This window comes from Rhizobium sp. NZLR10 (assembly GCF_019685125.1).
In the GTDB taxonomy this organism is placed as follows: Bacteria; Pseudomonadota; Alphaproteobacteria; order Rhizobiales; family Rhizobiaceae; genus Rhizobium.
Genome location: NZ_JABDWE010000010.1, coordinates 117,634 through 143,274, shown reverse-complemented (window position 1 = coordinate 143,274; position 25,641 = coordinate 117,634). Strand labels below are relative to the sequence as shown.

The following is a 25,641-nucleotide window of genomic DNA, read 5'->3' as shown; positions in this document are numbered from 1 at the left end:
GAACCTCTCGAACCCGCGCTGATGATATTTCCCGAAAGTAAGTCAAACTCGCAGCCGTGGCAAAAGGGAATTTGCAAATGAGCGCCGCCAATCGTAGAAGCGGTCAACAAACCCCAGGAGATAAGAATGCGGCCTTCAGGCAGAAAAATCGACCAGATGCGCAAGGTCTCGTTCGAGCGCAATTTTTCCAAGCATGCGGAAGGCTCCTGCCTGGTAAAATTCGGCGATACGCATGTGCTCTGCACGGCCAGCCTCGAAGAAAAGACGCCGCCATGGCTGCGCAATTCCGGCAAGGGCTGGGTCACGGCCGAATACGGAATGCTGCCGCGGGCGACCGGTGAACGCATGAAGCGCGAGGCCGCCGCCGGCAAGCAGGGCGGCCGCACCCAGGAAATCCAGCGGCTGATCGGCCGGTCGCTACGCGCCGTCGTCGACCTGCAGGCGCTCGGCGAACGGCAGATCACGCTTGATTGCGATGTCATCCAGGCCGATGGGGGCACCCGGACGGCTTCGATCACCGGCGGCTGGATCGCCCTTTACGACTGCCTGAAATGGATGGAAAGCCGCAACATGATCAAGGTCGACCGGGTCCTGAAGGATCATGTCGCCGCCATCTCCTGCGGTATCTTCGCCAGCCAGCCGGTGATCGATCTCGATTACCTCGAAGATTCCTCGGCCGAGACCGATGCCAACTTCGTGATGACCGGCACCGGCGGGATCGTCGAGATCCAGGGCACGGCCGAAGGCACACCGTTCAGCGAGGGCGAATTCACCTCGCTGATGCAGCTTGCCAGAAACGGCATCGGCGAACTGGTCGCGCTGCAGAAGCAAGCCGTCGAAGGATGAACCCCATGCTGGAAGGCATGTTGGAAACGGCGCTCTATGCACGCGATCTCGATCAGGCCGAGACGTTCTACGAAGACGTTCTCGGACTTGAAAAGATCGCCCGCGCCGCCAACCGGCATGTCTTCTTCCGCTGCGGCCCCGGCGTTCTGCTGATCTTCAATCCTGAGGAAACGGTGAAGCCGCCGGCGCGGGATGCCCTGCAGGTGCCGCCGCACGGCACGACCGGACAGGGCCATGCCTGCTTTCGGGTGTCCGGCCGCAACATCGATGCGATGGCCGAACGGCTGAGAACGGCCGGCGTGGCGATCGAATCCGAAGTGCACTGGCCGAATGGCGGCCGCTCGATCTATTTCCGCGATCCTGAGGGCAACAGCCTGGAATGCGCGGAGGCGAAAATCTGGGGCATCGAACAGGACATCTGAATGCGCAAGCTTGAAACGAAGACCATCGTCGTCGCCAGCCACAATGCCGGCAAGATCCGCGAGATCCAGGAACTGATCGGACCGCTCGGCTTCACCGCCAGATCGGCTGCCGAGCTGAATTTCGTCGAACCGGAGGAAACCGGCACAAGTTTCGAGGAGAATGCGACGATCAAGGCGGTCGCCTCGGCCAATGCCGCCGGCATGCCGGCGCTTTCGGACGATTCCGGGCTGGTGGTCGATGCGCTTGACGGCGACCCCGGTGTCTACACCGCCAATTGGGCGGAGACATCAGACGGCACGCGCGATTTCGACATGGCGATGGCCAAGGTGGAAAAGGCGCTGCAGGATGCCGGCGCGACCAAGCCGGAACAGCGTACCGCGCGTTTCGTCAGCGTGCTCTGCCTTGCCTGGCCGGACGGCCACACGGAGCTGTTTCGCGGCGAGGTGGAAGGCAGCGTCGCCTGGCCGCCGCGCGGCACCCAGGGCTTCGGCTACGATCCGGTCTTCCAGCCCGAGGGTTACGACATCACCTTCGGGGAAATGAGCAGCGAGGAAAAACACGGCTGGAGCGCCGGCAAGCCGCAGGCGCTGTCGCACCGGGCCCGCGCCTTCAAACTCTTTGTCGAAACCTGCCTGGAGGCATAGGATCACTCCGTGGACAATTTCGACACGCCAAGCCTTTCGCGCGACGCCGCGCTGCTGCCCGATACCGGCGAGCCCGGCTTCGGCGTCTATGTGCATTGGCCCTTCTGCGCGGCGAAGTGTCCCTACTGCGACTTCAACAGCCATGTGCGCCACCAGCCGGTCGATCAGGAGCGCTTTACGGCGGCCTTCCTGAAGGAGATGGCGACGGTGCGGGCGATGAGCGGGCCGAAGACGGTGACGAGCATCTTCCTCGGCGGCGGCACGCCCTCGCTGATGAAACCGGAAACGGTCTCCGCCATTCTCGACGGCATTGCGCGGCACTGGCATGTGCCAGATGGCATCGAGATCACCATGGAAGCCAATCCTTCGAGCGTCGAAGCCGAACGCTTCCGCGGCTACCGGGCGGCGGGTGTCAATCGCGTCTCGCTCGGCGTGCAGGCGCTGAACGACCGGGATCTAAAATTCCTCGGCCGGCTGCATGACGTCGCCGACGCGCTGAAGGCGATCCGGCTGGCGCGCGACATTTTTCCGCGCATGTCGTTCGATCTGATCTACGCGCGGCCGCAGCAGACGGTCGAGGAATGGGAAAAGGAGCTGAAGGAGGCGATCTCCTATGCGGTCGACCATCTTTCGCTCTATCAGCTGACCATCGAGGAAGGCACGCCCTTCTACGGCCTGCATAAGGCCGGCAAGCTAGTCGTGCCGGATGGCGAGCAATCGGCAGTGCTCTACGAGGCGACGCAGGAGATTACGGCGCGCGAAGGCATGCCCGCCTATGAGGTTTCCAATCACGCCCGGCCGGGTGCGGAAAGCCGGCATAACCTGACCTATTGGCGCTACGGCGATTATGCCGGCATCGGCCCGGGCGCCCACGGCCGGCTGACGCGTGGCCCGGAGAAGCTCGCGACGGCGACCGAGCGCAAGCCGGAAGCCTGGCTCGACATGGTCGAACGTGACGGCCACGGCATTCTCGATGAGGAACGACTCGGCTACGAGGAACAGTCCGACGAGTTGCTACTGATGGGGCTGCGGCTCAGGGAGGGCGTCGATCTTGCCCGCTGGCAACAGCTTTCCGGCCGCGACCTCGACCCGAAACGCGAGGAATTCCTGCTTGAACACAAATTCATCGAGCGGATCGGCAATTCACGCCTGCGCTGCACGCCGTCCGGCATGCTGATCCTCGATTCCGTCGTCGCCGATCTCGCCTGCTGACGCCCACGCAATGCATTGGTCCAGCGCGGCCGACATCGCGGGCCGCGCCGGAAAGCATTTCTCAGCCGTGGCCGGTGGCGCCCGCCTTGAACAGGCTGCCGGTCGGCGTCTTCAAAAACATCTCCAGCGGAATATGCTCCTGGTGCAGGAACCCGGTCGCCGGCAGCAGGCCGTCGCGGACCATTTCGATGACGGCAACAACGGAGGCCGACGTCGTCCAGGCGATCGCCGTGCGGCGTGCGCCGGCAATCTCGATCGGGTAATAGGCGCGGACGAACTCCTTGCGGCGCAGGCTGCCGTTCTCCGTGCCCTCGGCGGCGACGTGGACATAGACGACATCGTCTTCAACAGGCGGCTTGGCATTGGTCAGGATCTCGCCGGCGAGCTTGCGCTTGTCGCGCATCAGAAGCTCGTGGAAGAAGAAGTTCATCAGCTCCATATGGCCGGGATACCGCATGGTCTTGTAATCGAGATTGTCGATCTTGCCGAGCATCGTGTCGCACATCGTGCCGAGACCGCCAGACGTCGTGAAGGCTTCGAGCTTGACGCCTCCGACATAGACGGTCTCGTGCCATTCCATCGGCGAGACGAGCTTGCGCACCCCGCCCTCGATGACCTCGCAATCGTTCAGATATTCGTTGACGACGCCCTCAGGCGACCAGTTGAAGGCATAGCCGAGCAGTCCGGTCGGATGCTGCGGCAAGGCGCCGACGCGCATGCGGATCGAACGGCAGCGATCGAAGCCGTCGGCAAGGCTTGCGCCGACGATGCCGACGAAACCCGGCGCCAGGCCGCATTGCGGCGCCATCAGGCCGCGGGCGGTCTTTGATAGTTCGATGATGAAATTGGTGGTGGGAACGTCTTCGGTCAGGTCGAAATAATGAATGCCGGCCAGATGGGCGGCGCGCGCCAATTCGATGTTCAGATGGTAAGGCAGGCAGGAGAGCACCGCCTCGACATTCGACAGCAGCTCGCCGACCACCTGCGGGTCGGAAATATCGCCGGCGCGGCACTTGAAGGGAACGTCGCTCAACGGCAATTGCGCATCGACGCCGATGACCTCGAAGCCGCTTTCATGCAACAGCGTCGCCGCCAGCCGTCCGACCTTGCCCAGGCCGAGAACGGCGATCTTTTCGAAACTCATTCATTCCTCCCACGCGCCATTCGGCGCTTCTTCATCTTGTATCGTCCCTCCAATACCGCCGCCGTTTTGAGCGACAGGCACTGGGAGGCCGGAGGTATAGAATAAAAAGCTCATAAAAGAAAACGGCCGGAATCGCTTCCAGCCGCCAAAGCTTTGCGAAAATCGGGCGATTATTCGTTAATCAACCGCTTCAACAGCTCGACTTCGTGCGAAAGCTTGTTGTCGCCCGAAATCAGCTCCTCGATCTTGCGCACGGCATGCAGCACGGTCGTGTGATCGCGCCCGCCGAAACGGCGGCCGATCTCGGGGAAGGAGCGCGGCGTCAGCGTCTTCGCCAGATACATGGCGATCTGGCGCGGCTTGACGATGACGCGGGTGCGGCGGTTCGAGACCAGTTCCTGGCGCGAGACGTTGTAGTGCCTGGCGACGATGCGCTGGATGTCCTCGATGCGCACACGGCGGGGCTCGCCGGAGCCGACGAGATGCGCGAGCAGCTCGTCGACGCGCTCGATCGACAGGTTCGGCTCGAAGGAGCGCCGGAAGACCAGCTGATTGAAAGCGCCTTCGAGTTCGCGGCCGCTGGCCGTGACGTTGCGGGCGACGTGCTGGAGCAGTTCGGCCGGAATTTCCAGCGACGGATCTTCGAGCCGGGCGGCCGCCAGGCGACGCTTGAGGATTTCGAGACGCATCTCGTAATCCGGCGCGTCGAATTCGATCGCGACACCGCCCTGCAGGCGCGAGCGAACACGCGGGTCGAGCGATTCCAGCTCCCAGGGCGCCCTGTCGGCGGCGACGACCACCTGCTTGGCGCTGTCGAGCAGCATGTTGAGGAGATGGCAGAATTCGTGCTGGATCATCTTGCCCTGCAGGAACTGCATGTCGTCGATGATCAGCAGATCGATGTTGCGCAGCGAATCCTTCAGCGTCAGCGCATCATTGTCGCGGATCGCGGTGGCGAAGCGCCACATGAAATATTCGGCCGTCAGATAAACGACGCGCAGAGCCCGCGGGTTCTGCACCGCCGCATTGGCAATTGCCTGCAACAGGTGTGTCTTGCCGAGGCCGACCGTCGAATGGATGAAGAGCGGGTTGAAGCGCACGGCGCCGGAACCGGCTTCGGCGATCGTCTTCGCCGCTGCAAGCGCGACGCGGTTCGAGCTGCCTTCGACGAAGGTGTCGAAGGTGAAGCGGCTGTCGAGCGGCGAACCGAAGAGCGGCGAACCAAAGCTTGCGGGCCTTGCCGCAGCAACGGAGGAAACCGCCTGTTGGACGGCCTGGCCGGCCGGCTGGGCACTTGCGGGACGGCGCGCCTGGGGGGCAGCGACCGGCTCGGGCTGGGCCGCCTCATCGAGTGCCTTCGTGCTGCTGCGCGTTGCCGTGCGCACCAGGACTTCGATCTTCAGAATTTCCGGATCCTCGGCCTGGAACAGGCCGGTGATGAGATCGAGATAACGATTGTTGATCCACGACTTCAGGAAGGTGGTGGGAACCGAAAGGCGCACCACACTCTTCGATACCGAATGCAGCTTCAGCCTGGCGAACCAGCTGGCATAGACGTCAGGACCAACCTGGGCCTTCAAGCGCGCGCTGACGCGCTCAAACAAGATGCTGTGCTTCATTTCCGCCTTTGCTTCTCCCACGTCGAGGCGAATGGAGCCAAACGTCTGCGGTGCCACATCCCCATTGTCGGGCCCGCCCGTCGTCATCGTATTCATCTGCATAATGCCGCCTTTCAATTCCACCGGGCGGCTTCCGCTAAAATAGCCGCCCGATCATTCCCCGCTTTGGCGGGCTGACGGCATCCTCATGAAGCCGCTCACCTGCCGGTTCACTCAAACACTGCCCCCGAAGGGACCGGCACAAAATTCCGTTGCAGGAACCGCATTCATGCGGCAACCTTCATCGGCTTTCCGTGCCAGGCTGGCGGTCGATCCTCGTTTTCGACCGATCAGCCCGAACGCAATATCACTTTAACCTTCCCCGGCGGCCTCGCCTTAAACGTGTGGCCACTGAAGGCACAAAACATCCCTGCCCGTAACAGCCACGTTACGGCCCAAATCCGTCGAGTGCTTGAAAAAACGGAAGCGCAAGGCTCCGTAACAAATGGCACGCACTTATCGCCCTGCCGACGTGGCAGTTAAGACCGAGCCTCTGCAGGTGATGTCCGCGCCCCTTGTTGGAGGCCATTTAGGCAGGATCAAAAGGCAATATCAACGATGAATTTTACGCAAAATTAACAAGCGGCCATTGACTCCGCCTGCCCTTTTCGGGCGTCACACCAGCGTCAAAAAAGAATCGCTTTTGAATCAAGGAGATTCCCCGTTCGGGCTATTTTGACACGCAGGGAAAGAAAAAAAATAATAATCTTCTTGACTCCCCCCTGGTCCCGGAAGCTTGGGGCAGAGTCGCGCAGCGTGAAAGCATCCTTGCGCAAGTCTTTGTTTTTGAACAATTTTTCCTGTCATGGCGCTGACACGAAACAGTCGTGAGATTAACCATACAGGGGCTGATCGGTTGAATCGAAAAAGCCCGGTAAAATTACCGGGCTAATCATAACGAGGAAGCCGTTAATGGAAGATTACGCGGTCGCAGTGACCGAAAGAGCCTTCACACGAGCGGCCAGGCGCGAGACCTTGCGCGATGCCGTGTTGGCGTGCAGCACGCCCTTGCTGGCGGCGCGGGCAAGCTCGGGCTGAGCAGCCAGGAAAGCTTCCTTCGCCTTGGCGGCGTCACCGGATGCGATGGCCTCTTCGACCTGGCGAACGAAAGTACGAACGCGCGAGCGACGAGCCTTATTGACGTCGGTACGGCGGGCGATCTTGCGGGTCGCTTTTTTCGCCGAAGTTGTATTGGCCATGGATGCCTCTCTCAAGAATTCGAACAAACTCCGCTATTACCGCGGGCCCTGCGGCCACAAAATCCAGCAATTCGGGAGCAATCGCGGAAAACCAAACCGGCTTTCCGAACCGTGGGCGGGCATATAACTCTAAAGCCGGCCCACGTCAACGCGGATTTTCAAGCTTTGCGGCTGGAACCGCCTAAAAGCACTCAACGGTGCGTAAAAGCCGGTTTGCGCTTCTCGACGAAGGCCGCCATGCCTTCCTTCTGGTCGTCGGTGGCAAAGAGACTGTGAAACAGCCGGCGCTCGAAGCGCAAGCCCTCCTCCAGCGTCGTCTCGAATGCGCGGTTGACAGCCTCCTTGGCCATCAAGACCGAGGGGCGCGACAGCGAGGCGATCTTTTCGGCCGCCGCCAGCGCCTCGTCGATGAGACGCTCGGGCGCCACCACACGCGAAACGAGTCCCGATCGTTCGGCCTCGGCGGCATCCATCATCCGGCCGGTCAGGATGAGATCCATCGCCTTCGCCTTGCCGACGGCGCGCGTCAGCCGCTGCGAGCCGCCCATGCCGGGAATGACGCCGAGGGTGATTTCCGGCTGGCCGAACTTCGCCGTCTCCGCGGCGATGATGAAATCGCACATCATGGCAAGCTCGCAGCCGCCGCCGAGCGCAAACCCACTGACGGCGGCGATCACCGGCTTGCGCGCCTTGGCGACGTCATCCCAGCCGCTGATGAAATCACTCTTATAGATATCGGCGAACTCGAGCGGCTGCATCTCCTTGATATCGGCGCCGGCGGCAAAGGCGCGCTCGGAACCGGTGAGCACGATCGCGCCGACCGCCTCGTCGGCATGGAAGGCGGCATAGGCCTCCCTCAATTCCTTGAGGACGATGGAATTCAGCGCGTTCAGCGCCTGGGGTCGGTTCAGCGTGACGAGGCCGACATTGCCTCGGGTTTCGACGATCAGGGTCTCGTAGGCCATGCTGTTCTCCCGGTTCCGGATCTTACTTCTGGCAGGTGGCGCAATAGAAGGTGGAGCGGCCCGCCTGGACGATGCGGGCGACCGTACCGCCGCAGCCGGGCGTGCGGCAAGCCTGACCTTCGCGATCATAGACGGAGAAGGAATGCTGGAAATAGCCGAGCGATCCGTCGGTCTGGATATGATCGCGAAGCGACGATCCGCCGGCTGCGATCGCATCGGCAACGACGTCGCGGATCGAGGCAACGAGCAGGTCGAGCTGCTCTTTCGGCCGGCCGACTGCCGTCACCAGCGTGCCGGCGGCGCGGATCGGCGAAAGATGGGCGCGCCACAGCGCCTCGCAGACATAGATATTGCCGAGACCGGCAATGTTCTTCTGGTCGAGCAGCGCACTCTTCAATGGCTGCGCCTTGACCCGGAAGCGTTCGGCGAGAAAAGCTGCCCCAAGCTCGTTTCCCGTCGGCTCCGGGCCGAGATCGCGGAAAAACGGATGGGCGGCAAGATCGGCGCGCCCCACCATATCCATGAAGCCGAAACGGCGCGGGTCGTTGTAGACGACGCGGCGAGGACCGCCTTGACCTTCCAGATGAAAGACGACGTGATCGTGCTTCTCGTCCTTCGAACGGGCATGGTGGAATTCACCCGGCGCGCCGGAGATGGCACCCTGCTCAATGCGAAAAGAGCCGGACATGCCAAGATGGGAAATCAGCGTGTTGCCGTCGTCGAGATCGACCAGCAGATATTTGGCACGGCGGCCAAGGCTGACGATGGTGCGGCCGGATACCCTGTCGGCGAAAGCGTCGGGAAAGGGGAAGCGCAGATCGCCGCGGCGCAGCTCCAGCCTGGCGATGCGAGCCCCCTCCATCGCCGGCGCCAGGCCGCGTTTCACCGTTTCGACTTCTGGCAATTCCGGCATCTTAACCCATCTATATCTAACGTGTTTCAACCGACGACGATGTGCGCTATAGCGCCAGTGTGCCGCGGAGAGTGCGGCCCTGTGATAACGTCGCGCGCGGTCTTTCGCTATGGCCGCCGCGCCCGAATCTTAAGGAATGGAGCAGCCTGATGTCAGAAAGCCGCACTTCCGCCGATGGCGGCATGGAGACCTCCTACGGCTTCCGTGAGGTGTCTGACGGCGAGAAGCAGGGCCTCGTCAACCAGGTGTTCCACAAGGTCGCCAAGCGCTACGACATCATGAACGACGTCATGTCGATGGGCATGCACCGCGCCTGGAAAGATGCGATGATTTCGGCGCTGAACCCGCGCAAGGAGCCGGGCTACAAGGTGCTCGATGTCGCCGGTGGCACCGGCGACATCGCCTTCCGTATCGTCGAGGCCTCGGGCCGGCAGGCGCATGCGACCGTGCTCGACATCAACGGCTCGATGCTCGGCGTCGGCGCCGAGCGGGCGGAAAAGAAGAAGCTTTCCGGCAATCTCACCTTCGTCGAGGCGAATGCCGAGGAACTGCCTTTCGAGGCTGGCAGCTTCGACGCCTATACAATCGCCTTCGGCATCCGCAACGTGCCGCGGATCGATGCGGCGCTGTCGGAGGCCTATCGGGTGTTGAAGCGCGGCGGACGTCTGCTGGTGCTGGAATTTTCCGAAGTCGATATGCCGCTGCTCGACAAGATCTATGACGCCTGGTCGTTCAATGCCATTCCGCAATTCGGCAAGGCGATCACCGGCGAGGCCGAACCCTACCAGTATCTGGTGGAATCGATCCGCAAGTTCCCGAACCAGGAGAATTTCGCGGCAATGATCCGCCAGGCCGGTTTTTCGCGCGTCAACTACACCAATTATACCGGCGGCATTGCCGCGCTGCATTCCGGCTGGAAGCTTTGAGGGAATGAGGGAAGAAAACACGAACCTCGTCCGGCGGGGTATGGCAGCATGAGCACATTCGGGGCCTATTTCCGCCTTTGGCGCGTCGGCTGGGTGCTCGTGCGTGAGGGCGTCGTGTCGGCTCTTCCGTCCGAAGGCCTGCCGCCTCCGGTCGCACTCGCCAAATCCTTCGTCACGATTTTCGAGCGCAGCAAGGCGCGGCATCAGAAGCGCAGCGACCGGTTGGCACAGGCCGTCGAACGGCTCGGTCCCTCCTATGTGAAGATCGGCCAGTTCCTGGCGACGCGGCCGGATGTCGTCGGCGTCGAATTCGCCAACGACCTGTCGCAGCTTCAGGACCGGATGGCCTTCTTTCCCTCGGCTGCCGCCAAGGCCAATATCGAAGGCTCGCTCGGGCGGCCGATCGGCGAACTCTATGCAAGCTTCGGCGAGCCGATCGCCGCTGCCTCGATCGCCCAGGTGCATCCGGCCGAGGTCGAGACATCAGAGGGCCGCAAGAAGGTCGCCGTCAAGATCGTGCGGCCGGGCGTGCGCCAGCGTTTTGCCCATGACATCGAGGCGATGTATCTCGTCGCCCGTATGCAGGAGCGTTTCCTGGCCTCCAGCCGACGGCTGCGGCCGGTCGAGGTGACGAAGACGCTGGAGCAGACGACGAAGGTGGAGATGGATCTTCGCCTGGAAGCGGCCGCCCTTTCCGAGATCGCCGAGAATACCGAAAAGGACCCGGGCTTCCGCGTCCCGAAGGTCGACTGGGAGCGCACCGGACGCGACGTCATCACCATGGAATGGATCGACGGCACGCGCATGTCCGATGTCGAGGGCCTGCGCGCCGCCGGCCACGATCTCAACCTGCTCGCCGATACGCTGATCCAGTCGTTCCTGCGCCACACGCTGCGCGACGGTTTCTTTCATGCCGACATGCATCCGGGCAATCTGTTCGTCGATGCGGGCGGCATGATCGTCGCCGTCGACATGGGCATCGTCGGACGCCTCGGTAAAAAGGAGCGGCGGTTCCTCGCCGAAATCCTCTACGGCTTCATCACCCGCGATTATATCCGCGTCGCCGAGGTGCATTTCGAGGCGGGCTATGTGCCCGGACACCACAATGTCGAGAGTTTTGCCCAGGCGATCCGGGCAATCGGCGAGCCGATCCACGGACAGCCGGCCGAGACGATCTCGATGGGCAAGCTGCTGACGCTGCTTTTCGAAGTGACCGAACTGTTCGACATGGCGACACGGCCGGAGCTGGTGATGCTGCAGAAGACCATGGTCGTGGTCGAAGGCGTGTCGCGCATGCTCAACCCGCGCTTCAACATGTGGAAGGCCTCCGAGCCCGTTGTCGGCGACTGGATCCGCACCAATCTCGGCCCGAAGCGGATCGCCACCGATATCAAGGACGGACTGAAGGCGGCGGTCAAACTCGCCGAAGCCGTGCCCGAAATCGCAGCGAAAACGGAAAAATTTCACCACCAGCTCCTGCAAATGAGCGAACATGGGCTGCGCTTCGACGCGCAGACGGCGGAGGCGATCGGCAAGGCCGAGGCGCGGCATAACCGCTCGGCCAGGATCGCGCTTTGGGTCATCGCATTGACGCTTCTCTATATTGCCTGGATGGTGAGCTGATCCGCCTGTCAAAAACATGCTGTGTTCGGCATTTAGGATATCCCATGTGACGGAAGGGCCGCTTAGTCTCACTGTTTAGGAGATATGGCACATGCAGCACGAACGCCCTGGCATCGAACTTTCCGGACGGCCGCTCGGTTTTGCCGAGATGGTGACGATCGGTGCCGGCAAAGCGACGATTTCGGCGTCGGCGACCGGCATGGCCCGCATCGCAATCGCCCGTGAGGTCGTCGAGGAGGCCATCGCCTCCGGCATGCCCGTTTATGGCGCGACGACCGGCGTCGGCGCCATGAAGGATGTGGAGTGGTCGGCCGACGAACTCGATACCTTCAACCTCGGCCTGGTGCGCGCCCATCATTTCGGCACCGGCACACCCTTTTCCTGCAATGTCGTGCGCAATGCCATGGCGATCCGCGTCAATACGGCGCTGACCGGCCAGGTCGGCTGCACGCCGGAGCTGATCCAGGCCTATATCAGGATGCTCGAGGCCGATCTCATCCCGGTCGTGCGCCGCACCGGCTCGATCGGCTGTGCGGATATCGGGTTGATGGGACAGATCGGCGCGGTGCTGACCGGCGTCGGCGAAGCGGTCTATCGCGGCAACCGGATGCAGGCGGCAGAGGCTTTCCGGGCAGCCGGGCTGGAGCCGGTGCGGATGGCGCCGCGCGACAGCCTCGCCTCGCTCAGCATCAATGCGGTGAGCTTTGCAGCGGCGGCGGAAACGACGCGCAATGCCGCCGCCTCGATCCGCATCCTGCTGGCGACGGCGATGATGGCGGCCGGCGCGCTCGGCGCGTCCCGCGATCCCTGGAAGGCGGTCCGCCATGTCGGCACGGCGCGCGAGGCGCTGATCGGCGCCTGGCTCTGCAACGCCTCCGACGATTGGAACTGGCCGGTTGCAACGCATGTTCAGGACCCGCTCAGCCTGCGGATGATCGCCCAGGTGTTCGGCGCGGTGATCGAAAACCTGCTGTCGACCGGCCACAAGATCCTTGCCGCCACCGGCCGCTCGGACGACAATCCGGTCGTCGTCGAAGGCCGGGTGATGACCTCGGGCGGGTCGCTGCCGCTCGATGTGACGATCCTGCTCGAATCGGCGGCACTCTGCATGGCGCATGCGGCGCGCAATGCCTTCAACCGCTGTGTCATTCTCGGCAACGGTCAGCGGCGCGACCTGCCGGTCAATCTCGTGCCGCCGGGGCGGATCGCCACCGGTTTCGGGCCGATCATCAAGCTTGCCGGCGAGATTTTTTCGCGCGTGCTGTCGATGTCCAATCCCGTATCGGCACAGTCGCTGGTGGTGGCGGCCGGACTGGAGGATGAGGCAGCCTTCCTGCCGCTGGTCATCGAGCGCTTCGACCGGCAGATGCGGGCGCTGAAGCGTCTCGCAGCCCTCGAGGCGCTGCTGTCTGCCCAGGCGATCGACATTCTCGGCGACGAACCGAAGGGCGTCGCCGCCATGCTCTACGAAGTGGTGCGCAAACATGCGGATTTCTATACGGTCGACCGGCCGCTGTCGGCCGAGGTGGAGGCGATCGAAGAGGAACTCGGCTCGGACGACTTCGTCTCCAGGCTGACCGAGCAAGTTCCGATCGCATCCTTCGACGATTTCTTCGCGCTCGGCTCGCTGGAGCGCATCGAGGAGCGGCTGGCCCGCCACGAGGCACCGGCACTCTGATCTCAGCTTAGGGAGGAAGCGTCATGGACTTCGATCTCGTTCTGCAGGGCACAGTGGTGCTGCCGGACCGCATTGTCGAAGCGGGTTATGTCGCCGTGCGTGACGGCCGCATTGCCGAGGTCGGCCTCGGCGTGCCGCCTGCGGCGCGCGAGCGGCATCTGCTCGGCAAAGCGCTGATCCTGCCCGGCGCGATCGACGCGCAGGTGCATTCGCTGTCCCAGAAAGACCAGGAGGATTTCATCTGGTCGACGCGCTCGGCAGCCGCCGGCGGCGTGACTGCCATCATCGACATGCCTTATGACGAGGGCGACCTCGTCTGCTCGGCAGCGGCGGTGAAACGGAAGATCGACCATGCGAGCCCGCAGGCGCGCGTCGACTTCGCGCTTTACGGCACGGTCGATCCGCAAGAAGGCGCCGCGCGGATTGCCGAGATGGTCGAAGCAGGCGTTGCGGCGTTCAAATTCTCGACCTTCGGCACAGACCCAAAGCGTTTTCCGCGCATTCCGCCGGCTCTGCTCGACGCCTGCTTTGCGGCAATCGCGCCGACGGGGCTGACGGCTGGCGTGCACAATGAGGACGACGAGGCGGTACGCACCTACATGGAGCAGGTGAAGGCGAGCGGCATCACCGACTGGCGGGCGCACGGCCTGTCGCGGCCGGCGATTACCGAACTCCTGGCGATGCACACGATCTTCGAGACGGGGGCTGCGACCAGCTGCCCGGCGCATGTGGTGCACTGCTCGCTCGGGCGCGGCTACGACATCGCGCGTTCCTATCGCCGCGACGGCTTTGCCGCGACGGTCGAATGCTGCATCCATTATCTGACGCTCGACGAAGAGAATGACGTGCAGCGCCTCGGCGGCAAGGCAAAGATCAATCCGCCGGTACGGCCGCGCGCCGAGGTGGAAAAACTCTGGCGGAAAGTGGCGAAGGGCGATGTCTGGCTGGTTTCGACCGATCACGTCAGCTGGTCGGAGAACCGCAAGACCAATCCCGACATGCTCGCCAATGCCTCCGGTGTTCCCGGTCTCGAGGTGATGGTGCCGCTTTTCATCAAAGGCGCCGTCGAACGGGGCATTCCGCTCACTTGGGCAGCCAAGCTGATGGCGGAAAACCCGGCCAAGCATTTCCGGCTCGACCATATCAAGGGGGCGCTGACCCCCGGCAAGGATGCCGATATCGTCGTGCTGGAGCCGCGGGAGAGCGTCTATGACGCCGCCGCAAGCGGCAACAACGTCGTCGGCTGGAGCCCTTATAATGGGATCCGCCTGCCCTGGACCGTTGCGGCCACATATCTGCGCGGCGAAAAGATCGCCGAGAGCGGGAAGGTGCTCGCCGAGCCCCGCACCGGACGGTTCGTGAGGCCGCTGCCGCGCCAGGTTATCGCGGGAGCCGGTGCATGAGCCGTAATCTTCCCGTCGATGCCGGCCGGATCGCTGGAGATATCGAGGCGCTGGCCGCAATCACCGAGCCGGGGCATCCGTGGACGCGGCGGGCCTTCACGCCGCTCTTTCTCGAAGGCCGGGCCTATATCGAAGCGCGGATGAAGGCGGCAAGACTGGAAACGCGGATCGATGCCGCCGGCAATCTGATCGGCCGGCGCACCGGCCGCAAACCCTGGCTCGGCACGATCATGGTCGGTTCGCATTCCGACACGGTGCCGGATGGCGGCCGCTTCGACGGCATTGCCGGGGTGATCTCGGCACTGGAGGTGGCGCGGGCACTGCACGATCAGGGCCTGGAGCTCGACCACGATCTGGAGATCGTCGATTTCCTTGCCGAGGAGGTGAGCATCTTCGGCGTATCCTGCATCGGCAGCCGGGGGATGACCGGGCAATTGCCGGAAGCCTGGCTTTCGCGCGTCAGCGACGGGCGCGAGCTTGCCGAGGGTATCGCCGAGGTGGGCGGCAGTCCAGACGTTCTGGCGCAGCAGAAGCGGCCCGATCTGGCAGGCTTTCTCGAGCTTCATATCGAACAGGGGCCGGTGCTCGAAGCCGAAAAAGCCGATATCGGCATCGTCACCGCGATCTCGGGCATCACCCGCCTGGAGATCACCGTCGAGGGGCGGGCCGACCATGCCGGCACGACGCCGATGGACCGGCGGGCGGATGCACTGGTGGCGGCCTCGCAATTGGTGCTCGACATCCGCAACGCCGCCGCCGAACTTGCCAAAACACCAGGCCACTTCGCGGCGACGGTCGGCGAGTTCCGGATCGAGCCGAATGCGGCCAATGTCGTGCCGTCGAAGGTGGTGCTGCTGATCGATGGCCGCGCGGAGATCCGCGCCGACATGGAGGCCTTCTGTCGCTGGCTCGACGGCCATGTCCAAAAGCTGGCGGACGCCTATGGCGTGACGATCAAGGCGCCGAACCGGGTGTCCGACAATCTGCCGACCCCGGGTGATGCCGGGCTGCTGTCGACGCTGGAGGCCGCCTGCGAGCGCGTCGGCGCCAAGCATCGCCGCATGGCCTCCGGCGCAGGGCACGATACGGCCTGGATCGCCAAGGTGGCGCCAGCGGCGATGATCTTCGTGCCCTGCCGGGACGGCCGCAGCCATTGCCCCGACGAATGGGCTGACAATGACGACGTCGCGCTCGGCGCCGCCGTGCTGTTCGAGGCGGTGCGCGAGATGGACAGAAATTCGAACCAGGAGAAGCCGGATGGGACGCATACTGGTTGAGAAGGACGTGGAAGCGGCCGTCAAGGGCGGCTCCGTCTATGCCGCCGGCGGCGGCGGCTGGGCCGATCACGGGCGGATGCTCGGGCTGGCGGCGGTCACCATCGGCAAGCCGGAGCTGGTCTCGATCGACGAACTGAAGGACGAGGACTGGATCGCGACGGCGGCGGCGATCGGTGCGCCGGCCTCGACTACGCCCTGGGAGATGCAGGGCATCGATTATGTCAAGGCCGTGCAGCTCCTGCAGGAGGCGCTGGGCGAAAGGCTCTCCGGGCTGATCATCGGCCAGAACGGCAAATCCTCGACGCTGAACGGCTGGCTGCCGTCGGCAATCCTCGGCACCAAGGTGGTCGACGCGGTCGGCGATATCCGTGCGCACCCCACAGGCGACATGGGCTCGATCGGCATGGCCGGCTCACCGGAGCCGATGATCCAGACCGCCGTCGGCGGCAATCGGTCCGAGAACCGCTATATCGAACTGGTGGTCAAGGGCGCGACCGCGAAGATCTCGCCGGTGCTGCGCGCCGCCGCCGATCAATCCGGCGGCTTCATCGCCAGCTGCCGCAATCCGCTGAGAGCCTCCTATGTGCGCAGCCATGCCGCACTCGGCGGCATCTCGATGGCGCTTGCGCTCGGCGAGGCGATCATTGCGGCGGAGAGGAAGGGCGGATCTGATGTCATCGACGCCATCTGCAAGACGACGGGCGGGCATATCCTCGCCGAGGGCATCATCACCCGCAAGGACGTCGTCTACACCAAGGAAGCCTTCGACATCGGCACGATCACCGTCGGTCCGGGCGAAAAATCGGTGAGGCTGCATGTGATGAATGAATATATGGCGGTGGACGATGCGGATGGCATGCGGCTTGCCACCTTCCCCGCCGTCATTACTACCCTGTCAACCGAGGGCGAACCGCTCAGCGTCGGCCAGCTCAAGGAGGGCATGCATGTCTTCATCCTGCGTGTTCCAAAGGAACTCATACCGCTGTCGGCAAGCGTGCTCGATCCCACAGTCTATCCCGTCGTCGAAAAGGCGATGGGGATCGAGATCGCCCGTTATGCACTGGAAACGAAGGCCTGAACCATGACGCGCGATCCCGGCTTGGAAGAATTGCTGCGCGAGGAACTCGGCGATCGGCCTGGCTTCAGCGAAAAATCGATGTTCGGCGGCCGGGCCTTCCTGCTGAACGGCAATCTTCTCTGCTGCGCGCGCAGTGACGGCATGCTGGTCCGTCTCGGCCGAGGCAATGACGGCTGGGCGCTGGCGCTGCCGGGCGTCATCCAGATGCTTTCGGGCGAGCGTGTGATGCAGGGCTGGGTGCGGGCGACGGCTGCGGTCTACGGCGACGATGCGCTCAGACGGCGTTTGCTCGATGCGGCGCTCGCCTATGTGGAATCGCTGCCGGGCAAATAACGCCATTCCCTTCTCGCCTGGGAAGAAGGGAGGATAACCAACGAGGAATCCACGATGCCGAAGGCCAATCCACGTCATCCGAAATTTCCCATTCCCGGCGGGCCGGACTTGCGTGCCAAGGGCTGGCGGCAGGAAGCGCTGCTGCGGCTGCTCGAAAACGTGCTGTCCGTCGGTGAGGATCCCGAAAACCTGATCGTCTATGCCGCGCTCGGCAAGGCGGCCCGCAACTGGGCGGCGCACAAGGGCATCGTCAAGGCGCTGACCGAGATGGAGGAGGACCAGACGCTGCTCATCCAGTCCGGCAAGCCGATCGGGCTCGTTCGAACTCACGCCAAAGCGCCGCTGGTCATCATGGCGAACTGCAACATCGTCGGGCAATGGGCTAAGGCCGAAGTGTTCTACGAGCTGCAGCGCAAGGGGCTGATCTGCTGGGGCGGGCTGACGGCCGGCGCCTGGCAATATATCGGCAGCCAGGGCGTCATCCAGGGCACCTACGAGATCTTCATGCGCATTGCCGAGCGGCGCTTCGGCGGCGATCTCCTCGGCCGCTTCGTGCTGACGGCCGGCCTTGGCGGCATGGGTGGGGCACAGCCGCTCGCCGGTCGCATGGCAGGGGCGGCGATCCTCTGTGTCGATATCGACCCGGAACGGGCCCGCAAGCGCCAGCAGATCGGCTATCTCCAGGAAATCGCACCCGATCTCGATAGCGCCCTTCAGATGATCAATGCGGCGGTGAAGGAGAAGCGGGCTCTTTCCGTCGGCCTCGTCGGCAATGCGGCCGAGGTCTATCCGGAGATTGCCCGGCGCGGCATTGTGCCCGACATCGTCACCGACCAGACCTCGGCACACGACCTCGTCTATGGCTATGTGCCGAAGGGCATGAGCCTCGAGCAGGTCAGGGGACTGCGCGACGACGGCCAGGGGCAATTGATGGCGGCAAGCCGCGCCTCGATCGTCGACCATGTGACGGCGATGCTGGAATTCCAGAGGAAGGGCTCGGAAGTTTTCGATAATGGCAACCTCATCCGCACCCAGGCGAAAGAGGGCGGCGTCACCAATGCCTTCGACATTCCGATCTTCACCGAAGCCTATCTCAGGCCGCTGTTTGCCCGGGCGATCGGGCCGTTCCGTTGGATGGCGCTGTCGGGCGAGGAGAGCGATATCGCCCGCATCGACGACCTGCTGCTGGAACTATTCCCCGACAACAAGATCATCACCAACTGGATCCGGCTGGCGCGCCAGCATGTGCCATTCGAAGGGCTGCCGGCGCGCATTGCCTGGCTCGGCCACGGCGAACGCACGGCACTCGCCCGGCGCGTCAATACGCTGGTTGCGAATGGCGAACTCAAAGGCCCGGTCGCCTTCTCCCGCGACCATCTCGATGCCGGCGCCATGGCGCATCCGAATATCATGACCGAACGGATGAAGGACGGCTCGGATGCGATCGCCGACTGGCCGCTGATCGATGCGATGATGCTCTGCTCCTCGATGGCCGACCTCGTCGTCGTCCATTCCGGCGGCGGCGGCTATGCCGGCTACATGACGAGCTGCGGCGTCACGGTCATCGCCGACGGCACGGATGGCGCCGACGAACGGCTCGACCACGCGCTGACCAACGACACCGCCCTCGGCGTCATGCGTTATGCCGATGCCGGTTACGAGGAAGCGCTGGACGAGGTGGCGAAGAAGGACGTGCCCTATATTCAGCTTGGTTGAGTCGGGGTATTGGCCAAATCGAGCGTCAGTCGATCAGATTTGAAACTTCGATGAGATTGCCGTCGGGATCCCTGAAATAGACCGAGCGCAGACGTCCGGTGGCGCCGGTGCGTTCGACGGGCCCTTCTTCGATCACAACGCCCGACGCCTGCAGATGGGCGATGACGTCGGCAAGCGGCGTCTCGGCGATGAAGCAGAGATCGCCGGAACCAGGGGTCGGATGTCTCGCCTTGGGATCGAATTCGTGGCCGGCCTGGTGCAGATTGATCTTCTGGCGGCCGAATTTCAGGGCTTTGCGGTCTCCCGCGAACACCTCGACCGACATGCCGAGGATACGGGAATAGAAATCGCAGGTCGTTTCGATATCGGCGACGGTGAGCACGAGGTGGTCGAGACGGTCTATGCGGATCATGCTCTGCTCCTCGCGAAATGTTGCGCCACACAGGCGGAGATAAAGGCCAGCGCCAGCATGGCAAGCGTGAAGATAACGACGGCGGCCCAGCCTTCCACTGCGAAGAACCAGCCGCCGGCCGAGCCCATGAGGCTGGAGCCGACATAATAGGCCAGCATATCGAGCGACGAGGCGTGGCCTTTGGTGCCATGCGCCAGCTTGCCGACAAGGCCGCTGGCGATGGAGTGGCTCATGAAGAAGCCGGTCGTCAGCACGATGATGCCGAGGATGATCGATGGCAGCGGGGCAAACAGCGTCAGCGCGCTGCCGGCGGCGGTGAGCGCCAGACTGAAGAGAAGCACGCGAAAGTGCCCGATCCAATCTCCGAGCAGGCCGCCGATCGAAGAAGCGCCGATGCCGAAGAGATAGACGGTGAAGATCAGGCCGAGTTCGGTCTGGTTGAGGCCATAGGGCGGCGCCACCAGGCGAAAACCGGCATAGTTGTAGATCGTCACGAAGGAGCCCATCGCCAGGAAGGCGACGGCGAAGATGAAGGGCAGCGCCGGATTTTTGAGATGGCCGAGCCAGGCTTTGAGATGAAAGTTGAGGTCGAAGCCCGGCCGGCGGACGAAATTTCTTGACGGCGGCAGCAGGGCGATGAAGCCGAGCGCGGCGGCAAGGCCGATGGCGCCGATGATGAAAAGCGCCGGGCGCCAGGTAAGATATTCGGCGAAGATGCCTGTCAGTACGCGGCCGGACATGCCGCCGAAGGCCGTGCCGGCGACATAGGAGCCCATGGTGGCGCCAAGGCCGCGCGGGTCGATCTCCTCGGCGAGATAGGCCATGGCGACGGCGGGCACGCCGCCGAGAACGAGGCCCTGCAGGGCGCGGATGACGAGCAGCAGGTGCCAATCCGGAGCGAAGGCGGTGGCAATCGTCAGCAATGCGGCGGCGACCAGCGATAGCGCAATCAGGCTGCGGCGGCCGAGACCTTCCGAAACCGCGGCGGCACAGATGATGGCGACCGCCAGGAAGCCAGTAGAGAGCGAGAGGGACAGCGAACTTTCGGCCGGGCTGACGGCAAATTCCTGCGAGAAGATCGGCAGCAGCGGCTGGACGCAATAGAGCAGCGAGAAGGTGGAAAAGCCGGAGAGGAAAAGCGCCAGACTGGCGCGGCGATAGGCGGCGGAGTCGCGCGTCAAATAATGCTTTTCTGCTGCGATCACGGTCTTTGCGGCGTGCGCTGACGGCGGCATATGTTCATCCTGATGAGCCTTGGAATTCATGCGTTAACCCGCCGGATCCCAATAGGGTGGATCGCCGAAGCTCTTCTTCAAGTGATCGGCAATGGCGCGGAGCTTGGCCGAGGGATTGCGGCCCTCTGGATGGGCCATATAGATGAATTCGGCCTCCGGCCTGTGGCCGACATCGATTTCGGCAAGCCGGCCCTCGCGGATCGCCGGGCCGGCAATGAAGGCAGGCAGCAGCGCGATGCCGAGACCGGCAATCGAAGCGTCACGAAGCATGTCGCCATTGTTGATGCCGAGCGCCAGTTTCGCGCGGACGACGATCGCACCGTCGGGCGTCTGGAAGCGCCAGTCGGCAACGCCGCGATTGGTGTAGAAGATGCCGCGATGGCTGCTGAGATCCGCCAGCGACGCCGGCATTCCTGCACGCGCGAGATACGCCGGCGACGCGCAGAGGAGGCGGCGGCTGCGGGTGAGCTTCCAGGCGACCAGCCGGCTATCGGCGATCGGGCCGTTGCGGATGACCGCGTCGTAGCCGTCCGAGGACGCATCGACGCGCCGGTCGTCGATATCGAGCGTCAGTTCGATCTCCGGATGTTCGGCGAGGAAGGGATAAAGCGCCGGGCCGAGATGCATGCGGCCGAAGGTGACGGGTGCAGCAATGCGGATCGGCCCCGACAGGGTTCCGCGCCGCTCGGCCATGTCGGCGGCAGCCTCCTCGATCTCGCGGACGATGCGACCGGCCCGCTCCAGGAAGACCGCACCATCCTCGGTCAAGGTGAGTTTGCGCGTCGTTCGGTGCAGCAGCATGCCGCCGAGCGACTTCTCCAGCTCGGCCAGCCTTTCGCTGACGACGGATTTGGAGAGCCGCAGCCGCCGGGCGGCCTCGCTGACCGAGCCTGCCTCGGTGACGGCGACAAAAGCCGCTATACCTTCGATTCTGATCATCGTTCGGCTTTTCCGAATTCGAATTCCATGATCTGGAGACTAATCCGAACGAACGGAAAATGCCATCTTCCATTCAACGGAAGGGACGGCAGGGGCCGCCTCGGATCAAGAACAGGAATGAGACCATGAACCGTTTGAACAACAAGGTCGCAATCGTCACCGGCGCAAGCTCAGGCATCGGCCGCACCACGGCAAAGCTCTTCGCCGCTGAGGGCGCCAAGGTCGTCGTCGGCGCCCGCCGCGAGCGCGAACTCGACAGTCTCGTCGCGGAGATCAAGGCGGAAGGCGGCGATGCTGTCGCCGTGGCCGGCGACGTCCGGTCGGAAGACTATCACAAGGCGCTGGTCGCGGCCGCCGTGACCCATTACGGCAAGCTCGACATTGCCTTCAACAATGCCGGCACACTCGGCGAGGCCGGCCCGAGCACCGGCGTTTCGGAAGCAGGCTTCAGCGATGCGTTGGCGATCAATCTGACCGCCGCCTTCCTCGCCGCCAAGCACCAGATCGGCGAAATGGTGGGGAATGGCGGCGGCTCGGTGATCTTCACCTCGACCTTCGTCGGTTACAGCTTCGCCTTTCCCGGCGTCGCCGCCTATGCCGCCAGCAAATCCGGCCTGATCGGCCTGACCCAGGCGCTCGCGGCCGAATACGGACAGCAGGGCGTGCGCGTCAATGCCATCCTGCCGGGCGCCGTCGACACCGACATGTATCGGGAGATGAACGACACCTCCGACAAGCAGTCCTTCATCACCAATCTGCATGCGCTGAAGCGTGTCGCAGCGCCCGAGGAGCTGGCCCGCTCGGTTCTCTACCTCGCCTCCGACGATGCGAGTTTCGTCACCGGCACTGCCTCGCTGGTCGATGGCGGCGCGTCGATCACCCGAACCTGACGAAAGCCAAGCGCTCCCCAATTCGCCGGATGAAAGCGCGCCTTCTCCGGCCACAATATCCGATCAAAGGAACGTCATCATGTCACGACTGCAGAACAAGACAGCCCTCATCACCGGCGGCACCAGCGGCATCGGCATCGAAACCGCCCGCCAATTCATCGCCGAAGGCGCCCGCGTCGTCGTTACCGGCAGCAGCGCCGCAAGCGTCGAAGCCGCCCGTAGCGAACTCGGCGACAAAGCGATCGTCATCCAGGCCGATGCCGGCAATGCGGCCGGCCAGAAGGCCGTCGCCGATACGGTGAAAGAGGCTTTCGGCACGCTCGACATCCTCTTCGTCAATGCCGGTGTCGCCGAATTCGGGCCGCTGGAACAGTGGAGCGAAGCCGCCTTCGACAAGTCGGTGGCGATCAATGTCAAGGGGCCGTTTTTCCTGATCCAGTCGTTGCTGCCGATTTTTTCGAGCCGGGCCGCAATCGTGCTCAATACCTCCATCAACGCCCATATCGGCATGCCGAACTCCAGCGTCTATTCACTGACGAAGGGTGCATTGCTGACGCTCGCAAAGACGCTGTCGGGCGAACTCATCGGTCGCGGCATCCGCGTCAACGCCATCAGCCCGGGCCCGATCGCCACGCCGCTCTACAGCAAGCTCGGGGCGTCGGAAGCCCAATCCAAGGCGATGGCTGCCGAGATCCAGTCGCAGATCCCCGTCGGCCGCTTCGGGAACCCCAGCGAGGTCGCGAAAACGATCGTCTTTCTCGCCTCCGATGAGGCCGCCTATATCGTCGGCAGCGAACTCGTGATCGACGGCGGGATGAGCAACCTCTGAGCCCACGAGAATGACGGCCGACGTCATGAACGGGGCGGCACCGGCCGAGCGCGGCGATGTGCCGTCCCGCGATTGCATGTTGTCCACCAAAGGCTTAGGGTCGAAAAAAAGGCGACGGGTAGAAAGCCATGGCTCTCAGCGGCAAACGCATCCTCCTCATCATCTCCGGCGGCATCGCGGCCTATAAGAGCCTGGATCTGATCCGCCGGCTGCGCGAGCGCGGCGCCAGCGTGCGGCCGGTGATGACCAACGGCGCCCAGGAATTCGTCACACCGCTGGCCGTCGGCGCGCTTGCAGCCGACCACGTCTTCCTCGATCTGTTTTCGCGCCAGGATGAGCAGGATGTCGGCCATATCCGGCTGGCGCGCGACTGCGATCTCGTGCTCATTGCCCCCGCCACGGCCGACCTGCTGGCGAAGATGGCGAACGGGCTTGCCGACGATCTCGCCTCGACCGTGCTTTTGGCGACGGAGAGGCCGGTGCTGGCCGCACCGGCGATGAACCCCCGCATGTGGGCGCATCCGGCGACGCGGCGCAATGCGGCAAGACTCAGGGACGACGGCGTCCGCTTCGTCGGGCCGATGGCAGGCGAGATGGCGGAGAGCCGGGAGGCGGGGCTCGGCCGGATGGCGGAACCGCTGGAGATCGTCGCGGCCGCCGAAACCATGCTCGACGACGGAGAAAAGCCGCTCAAGGGACGCAAGGCGATAGTCACGTCGGGACCGACGCACGAGCCGATCGATCCGGTGCGCTACATCGCCAACCGCTCTTCCGGCCGGCAGGGGCATGCGATCGCCGCCGCTCTTGCCAGGCTCGGGGCGGAGGTGACGCTGGTCTCAGGGCCGGTGACGATCGCCGACCCGGTCGGCGTCAACACCGTGCATGTCGAGCGGGCGGAGGAAATGCGCGATGCCGTGCTGGCGGCGCTGCCGGCCGATATCGCGGTGATGGTCGCGGCGGTGGCGGACTGGCGGGTGGCCTCGGCCGCCGACCAGAAGCTGAAGAAACATCCGGGCGAATCCATTCCGACGCTGGCGCTGACCGAGAATCCGGACATCCTGAAAACCGTCGGCCATCATACGATGCGGCCGAAACTGGTGATCGGCTTTGCCGCCGAGACGCAGGACGTGGAAAGCAATGCCAAGGCGAAACTCGAGCGCAAGGGCGCCGACCTGATCGTCGCCAATGACGTTTCGCCGGCCACCGGCATCATGGGCGGCAGCCGCAACAGCGTCAAACTCATTCGCCGCGACGGCGTCGAGCAATGGCCTGACCTGGCGAAGGAAGAGGTTGCCGAAAGGCTGGCGGCGCTGATCGCCAAGCAATTCAGCTAAAGCGCTTCAAGCCGGAATAGCCACGCGCTGCGGCTTGGCGGCGCTTCGCTTTTCCGGCCGGAAGTCAGCGACGTCGATGCCGTTCTTGCCGACGGTGACGGCACTGCCATTCGGAATTTCAGCCCAGGCGTCGACATCGTCGTTCAACGGCTCGGAGACCAGGCAATAGCCGGCGCCGACAGGAGAGGCATAGAGTGTCGGCGCCTTGCGATCTGTGGCATAGCGGATCGCATAGAGCGTGTTGCCGTCGGAGAAGGCGGCGGTAAAGCGCAGCAGGATCGAGCCGATGACGCTTTCGGCCACGTCCTCGACGAAGCCGACCATATCAGCCATTGCGGCGACCGGCGCCTCGCGCAGGCCGAACTGCAGCGCCAGCAGGAACATCAGCTCGGAATCGGTCGTGCCGCCGCGAGCATTGAACAGGTCGTCATCGAGCATCGCCTCCATCGGCCGGCGCAGGCGCTCGAAGCCGGAGATCTGGCCATTGTGCATGAAGGACCAGGTGTCATGGGTGAAGGGGTGGCAATTGTCGCGGCGCGTGCCGCCGCCGGTGGCGGCGCGGACATGGGCGAGGAAGAGCGGCGAACGGATCTGCCGCGCCAGGCTCTTCAGATTGCAATCCGACCAGGCCGGCAGGATATCGCGGTAGCGGCCGGGCTCGGGCCTGTCGCCATACCAGGCGATGCCGAAGCCATCGCCATTCGTCGCCGTCTTGGCGCGGGTGGCGCAATGGGATTGCTCGATCAGCGAATGAGCGGGCGAGGATACCAGTTCCTCGAGATAGAGAGGGTCTCCGCGATAGGCTGCCCAGCGACACATGGCTTTCTTGCTCCGGGACCCGCCGCCGCATCGGCGGGCATGCTGAAATTGTCTGACGTCGCGGCTAATAACAGCTTAACGCGCCGGCGGTTTGCAAGCGCAAGATGACGGTTTCGTGGCGCTTCATATGTTCAAATTCGGCGAA

The 25,641-nt window shown here is 63.7% G+C and carries 24 protein-coding genes; 15 read left to right on the top strand and 9 right to left on the bottom strand.

Annotated elements, in window-relative coordinates:
- Window positions 1-126 precede the first annotated feature (126 nt).
- From rph to hemW, 4 genes are read left to right on the top strand one after another with little or no spacing between them, the layout of a single operon-like run.
- Window positions 127-846, top strand: a complete 720-nt coding sequence (gene rph / locus HJB82_RS16900; protein ID WP_007633796.1) for a ribonuclease PH — start codon at window positions 127-129, stop codon at window positions 844-846.
- Window positions 843-1,268, top strand: coding sequence for a VOC family protein (locus HJB82_RS16895; protein WP_207582632.1), 426 nt, complete (start codon window positions 843-845; stop codon window positions 1,266-1,268). The genes rph and HJB82_RS16895 overlap by 4 nt, the downstream gene beginning before the upstream one ends.
- Complete coding sequence (gene rdgB, locus HJB82_RS16890) at window positions 1,269-1,913, top strand: RdgB/HAM1 family non-canonical purine NTP pyrophosphatase (protein ID WP_207582631.1); 645 nt, start codon at window positions 1,269-1,271, stop codon at window positions 1,911-1,913. It abuts the gene before it with no gap.
- Window positions 1,914-1,922: 9 nt separating this feature from the next.
- Window positions 1,923-3,125 carry a radical SAM family heme chaperone HemW gene (gene hemW / locus HJB82_RS16885; protein ID WP_221132414.1) on the top strand — a complete coding sequence of 401 codons (1,203 nt, stop codon included), beginning with the start codon at window positions 1,923-1,925 and terminating at the stop codon, window positions 3,123-3,125.
- A 61-nt stretch (window positions 3,126-3,186) separates the two neighbouring features.
- On the opposite strand, the gene HJB82_RS16880 is transcribed toward hemW, so the two are convergent.
- From HJB82_RS16880 to mutM, 5 genes are all read right to left on the bottom strand, one after another.
- Window positions 3,187-4,269 carry a saccharopine dehydrogenase family protein gene (locus tag HJB82_RS16880; protein WP_207582629.1) on the bottom strand — a complete coding sequence of 361 codons (1,083 nt, stop codon included), beginning with the start codon at window positions 4,267-4,269 and terminating at the stop codon, window positions 3,187-3,189.
- Window positions 4,270-4,439: 170 nt separating this feature from the next.
- Window positions 4,440-5,990 (bottom strand): chromosomal replication initiator protein DnaA, encoded by a 1,551-nt coding sequence (gene dnaA / locus HJB82_RS16875; protein WP_207584239.1) that lies wholly within the window; start codon window positions 5,988-5,990, stop codon window positions 4,440-4,442.
- 857 nt (window positions 5,991-6,847) lie between these two features.
- Window positions 6,848-7,126: a 30S ribosomal protein S20 gene (rpsT, locus tag HJB82_RS16870; RefSeq protein WP_003570835.1), complete on the bottom strand. Its 279-nt coding sequence runs from the start codon at window positions 7,124-7,126 to the stop codon at window positions 6,848-6,850.
- A gap of 191 nt (window positions 7,127-7,317) precedes the next feature.
- Window positions 7,318-8,091, bottom strand: coding sequence for an enoyl-CoA hydratase (locus tag HJB82_RS16865; protein ID WP_207582628.1), 774 nt, complete (start codon window positions 8,089-8,091; stop codon window positions 7,318-7,320).
- A 22-nt stretch (window positions 8,092-8,113) separates the two neighbouring features.
- Window positions 8,114-9,004 (bottom strand): bifunctional DNA-formamidopyrimidine glycosylase/DNA-(apurinic or apyrimidinic site) lyase, encoded by an 891-nt coding sequence (gene mutM / locus HJB82_RS16860; RefSeq protein WP_207582627.1) that lies wholly within the window; start codon window positions 9,002-9,004, stop codon window positions 8,114-8,116.
- 149 nt (window positions 9,005-9,153) lie between these two features.
- Between mutM and ubiE the strand changes: the two genes are divergently transcribed.
- The 8 genes from ubiE to HJB82_RS16820 all read left to right on the top strand — a co-directional run bounded on the left by ubiE (window position 9,154) and on the right by HJB82_RS16820 (window position 19,038).
- A complete protein-coding gene (gene ubiE / locus HJB82_RS16855) occupies window positions 9,154-9,930 on the top strand; it encodes a bifunctional demethylmenaquinone methyltransferase/2-methoxy-6-polyprenyl-1,4-benzoquinol methylase UbiE (RefSeq protein ID WP_207582626.1) in 777 nt (258 codons plus the stop codon).
- A gap of 48 nt (window positions 9,931-9,978) precedes the next feature.
- A complete protein-coding gene (gene ubiB / locus HJB82_RS16850) occupies window positions 9,979-11,553 on the top strand; it encodes a 2-polyprenylphenol 6-hydroxylase (protein WP_207582625.1) in 1,575 nt (524 codons plus the stop codon).
- A 91-nt stretch (window positions 11,554-11,644) separates the two neighbouring features.
- Window positions 11,645-13,231, top strand: coding sequence for an aromatic amino acid lyase (locus HJB82_RS16845; RefSeq protein WP_164006256.1), 1,587 nt, complete (start codon window positions 11,645-11,647; stop codon window positions 13,229-13,231).
- Between the two features lie 23 nt (window positions 13,232-13,254).
- Window positions 13,255-14,634, top strand: a complete 1,380-nt coding sequence (locus HJB82_RS16840; protein WP_221116713.1) for a dihydroorotase family protein — start codon at window positions 13,255-13,257, stop codon at window positions 14,632-14,634.
- The gene (locus HJB82_RS16835; protein ID WP_221140717.1) at window positions 14,631-15,911 is read left to right on the top strand and encodes a Zn-dependent hydrolase; all 1,281 of its coding nucleotides are present in this window, start codon (window positions 14,631-14,633) and stop codon (window positions 15,909-15,911) included. The genes HJB82_RS16840 and HJB82_RS16835 overlap by 4 nt, the downstream gene beginning before the upstream one ends.
- Window positions 15,892-16,989, top strand: a complete 1,098-nt coding sequence (locus tag HJB82_RS16830) for a DUF917 domain-containing protein (RefSeq protein ID WP_221140715.1) — start codon at window positions 15,892-15,894, stop codon at window positions 16,987-16,989. The genes HJB82_RS16835 and HJB82_RS16830 overlap by 20 nt, the downstream gene beginning before the upstream one ends.
- A gap of 3 nt (window positions 16,990-16,992) precedes the next feature.
- Window positions 16,993-17,322, top strand: a complete 330-nt coding sequence (locus HJB82_RS16825; protein ID WP_207582620.1) for a TfoX/Sxy family protein — start codon at window positions 16,993-16,995, stop codon at window positions 17,320-17,322.
- A gap of 54 nt (window positions 17,323-17,376) precedes the next feature.
- Complete coding sequence (locus HJB82_RS16820; RefSeq protein ID WP_207582619.1) at window positions 17,377-19,038, top strand: urocanate hydratase; 1,662 nt, start codon at window positions 17,377-17,379, stop codon at window positions 19,036-19,038.
- 25 nt (window positions 19,039-19,063) lie between these two features.
- On the opposite strand, the gene HJB82_RS16815 is transcribed toward HJB82_RS16820, so the two are convergent.
- Genes HJB82_RS16815 through HJB82_RS16805 form a run of 3 tightly spaced genes read right to left on the bottom strand, consistent with a single transcriptional unit; the run spans window position 19,064 to window position 21,624 of the window.
- Window positions 19,064-19,450, bottom strand: a complete 387-nt coding sequence (locus HJB82_RS16815; RefSeq protein WP_207582618.1) for a VOC family protein — start codon at window positions 19,448-19,450, stop codon at window positions 19,064-19,066.
- Window positions 19,447-20,685, bottom strand: a complete 1,239-nt coding sequence (locus tag HJB82_RS16810) for an MFS transporter (protein ID WP_221140714.1) — start codon at window positions 20,683-20,685, stop codon at window positions 19,447-19,449. Before HJB82_RS16810 ends, HJB82_RS16815 begins: the two co-directional genes overlap by 4 nt.
- A gap of 33 nt (window positions 20,686-20,718) precedes the next feature.
- Entirely contained in the window at window positions 20,719-21,624 is a 906-nt protein-coding gene (locus HJB82_RS16805; RefSeq protein ID WP_221140712.1) for a LysR family transcriptional regulator, read from the bottom strand.
- 125 nt (window positions 21,625-21,749) lie between these two features.
- On the opposite strand from HJB82_RS16805, the gene HJB82_RS16800 reads away from it, so the two are divergent.
- The 3 genes from HJB82_RS16800 to coaBC all read left to right on the top strand — a co-directional run bounded on the left by HJB82_RS16800 (window position 21,750) and on the right by coaBC (window position 24,677).
- Entirely contained in the window at window positions 21,750-22,514 is a 765-nt protein-coding gene (locus HJB82_RS16800) for an SDR family oxidoreductase (RefSeq protein WP_221116705.1), read from the top strand.
- Window positions 22,515-22,593: 79 nt separating this feature from the next.
- Window positions 22,594-23,343, top strand: a complete 750-nt coding sequence (locus HJB82_RS16795) for an SDR family oxidoreductase (RefSeq protein ID WP_221140710.1) — start codon at window positions 22,594-22,596, stop codon at window positions 23,341-23,343.
- 128 nt (window positions 23,344-23,471) lie between these two features.
- On the top strand, window positions 23,472-24,677 hold the full coding sequence (gene coaBC / locus HJB82_RS16790; protein WP_221140708.1) for a bifunctional phosphopantothenoylcysteine decarboxylase/phosphopantothenate--cysteine ligase CoaBC: 1,206 nt from the start codon (window positions 23,472-23,474) through the stop codon (window positions 24,675-24,677).
- Between the two features lie 6 nt (window positions 24,678-24,683).
- Here the strand turns inward: coaBC and HJB82_RS16785 are convergent, their stop codons facing one another.
- Window positions 24,684-25,496, bottom strand: coding sequence for a class II glutamine amidotransferase (locus tag HJB82_RS16785; RefSeq protein WP_221140706.1), 813 nt, complete (start codon window positions 25,494-25,496; stop codon window positions 24,684-24,686).
- Window positions 25,497-25,641 lie beyond the last annotated feature (145 nt).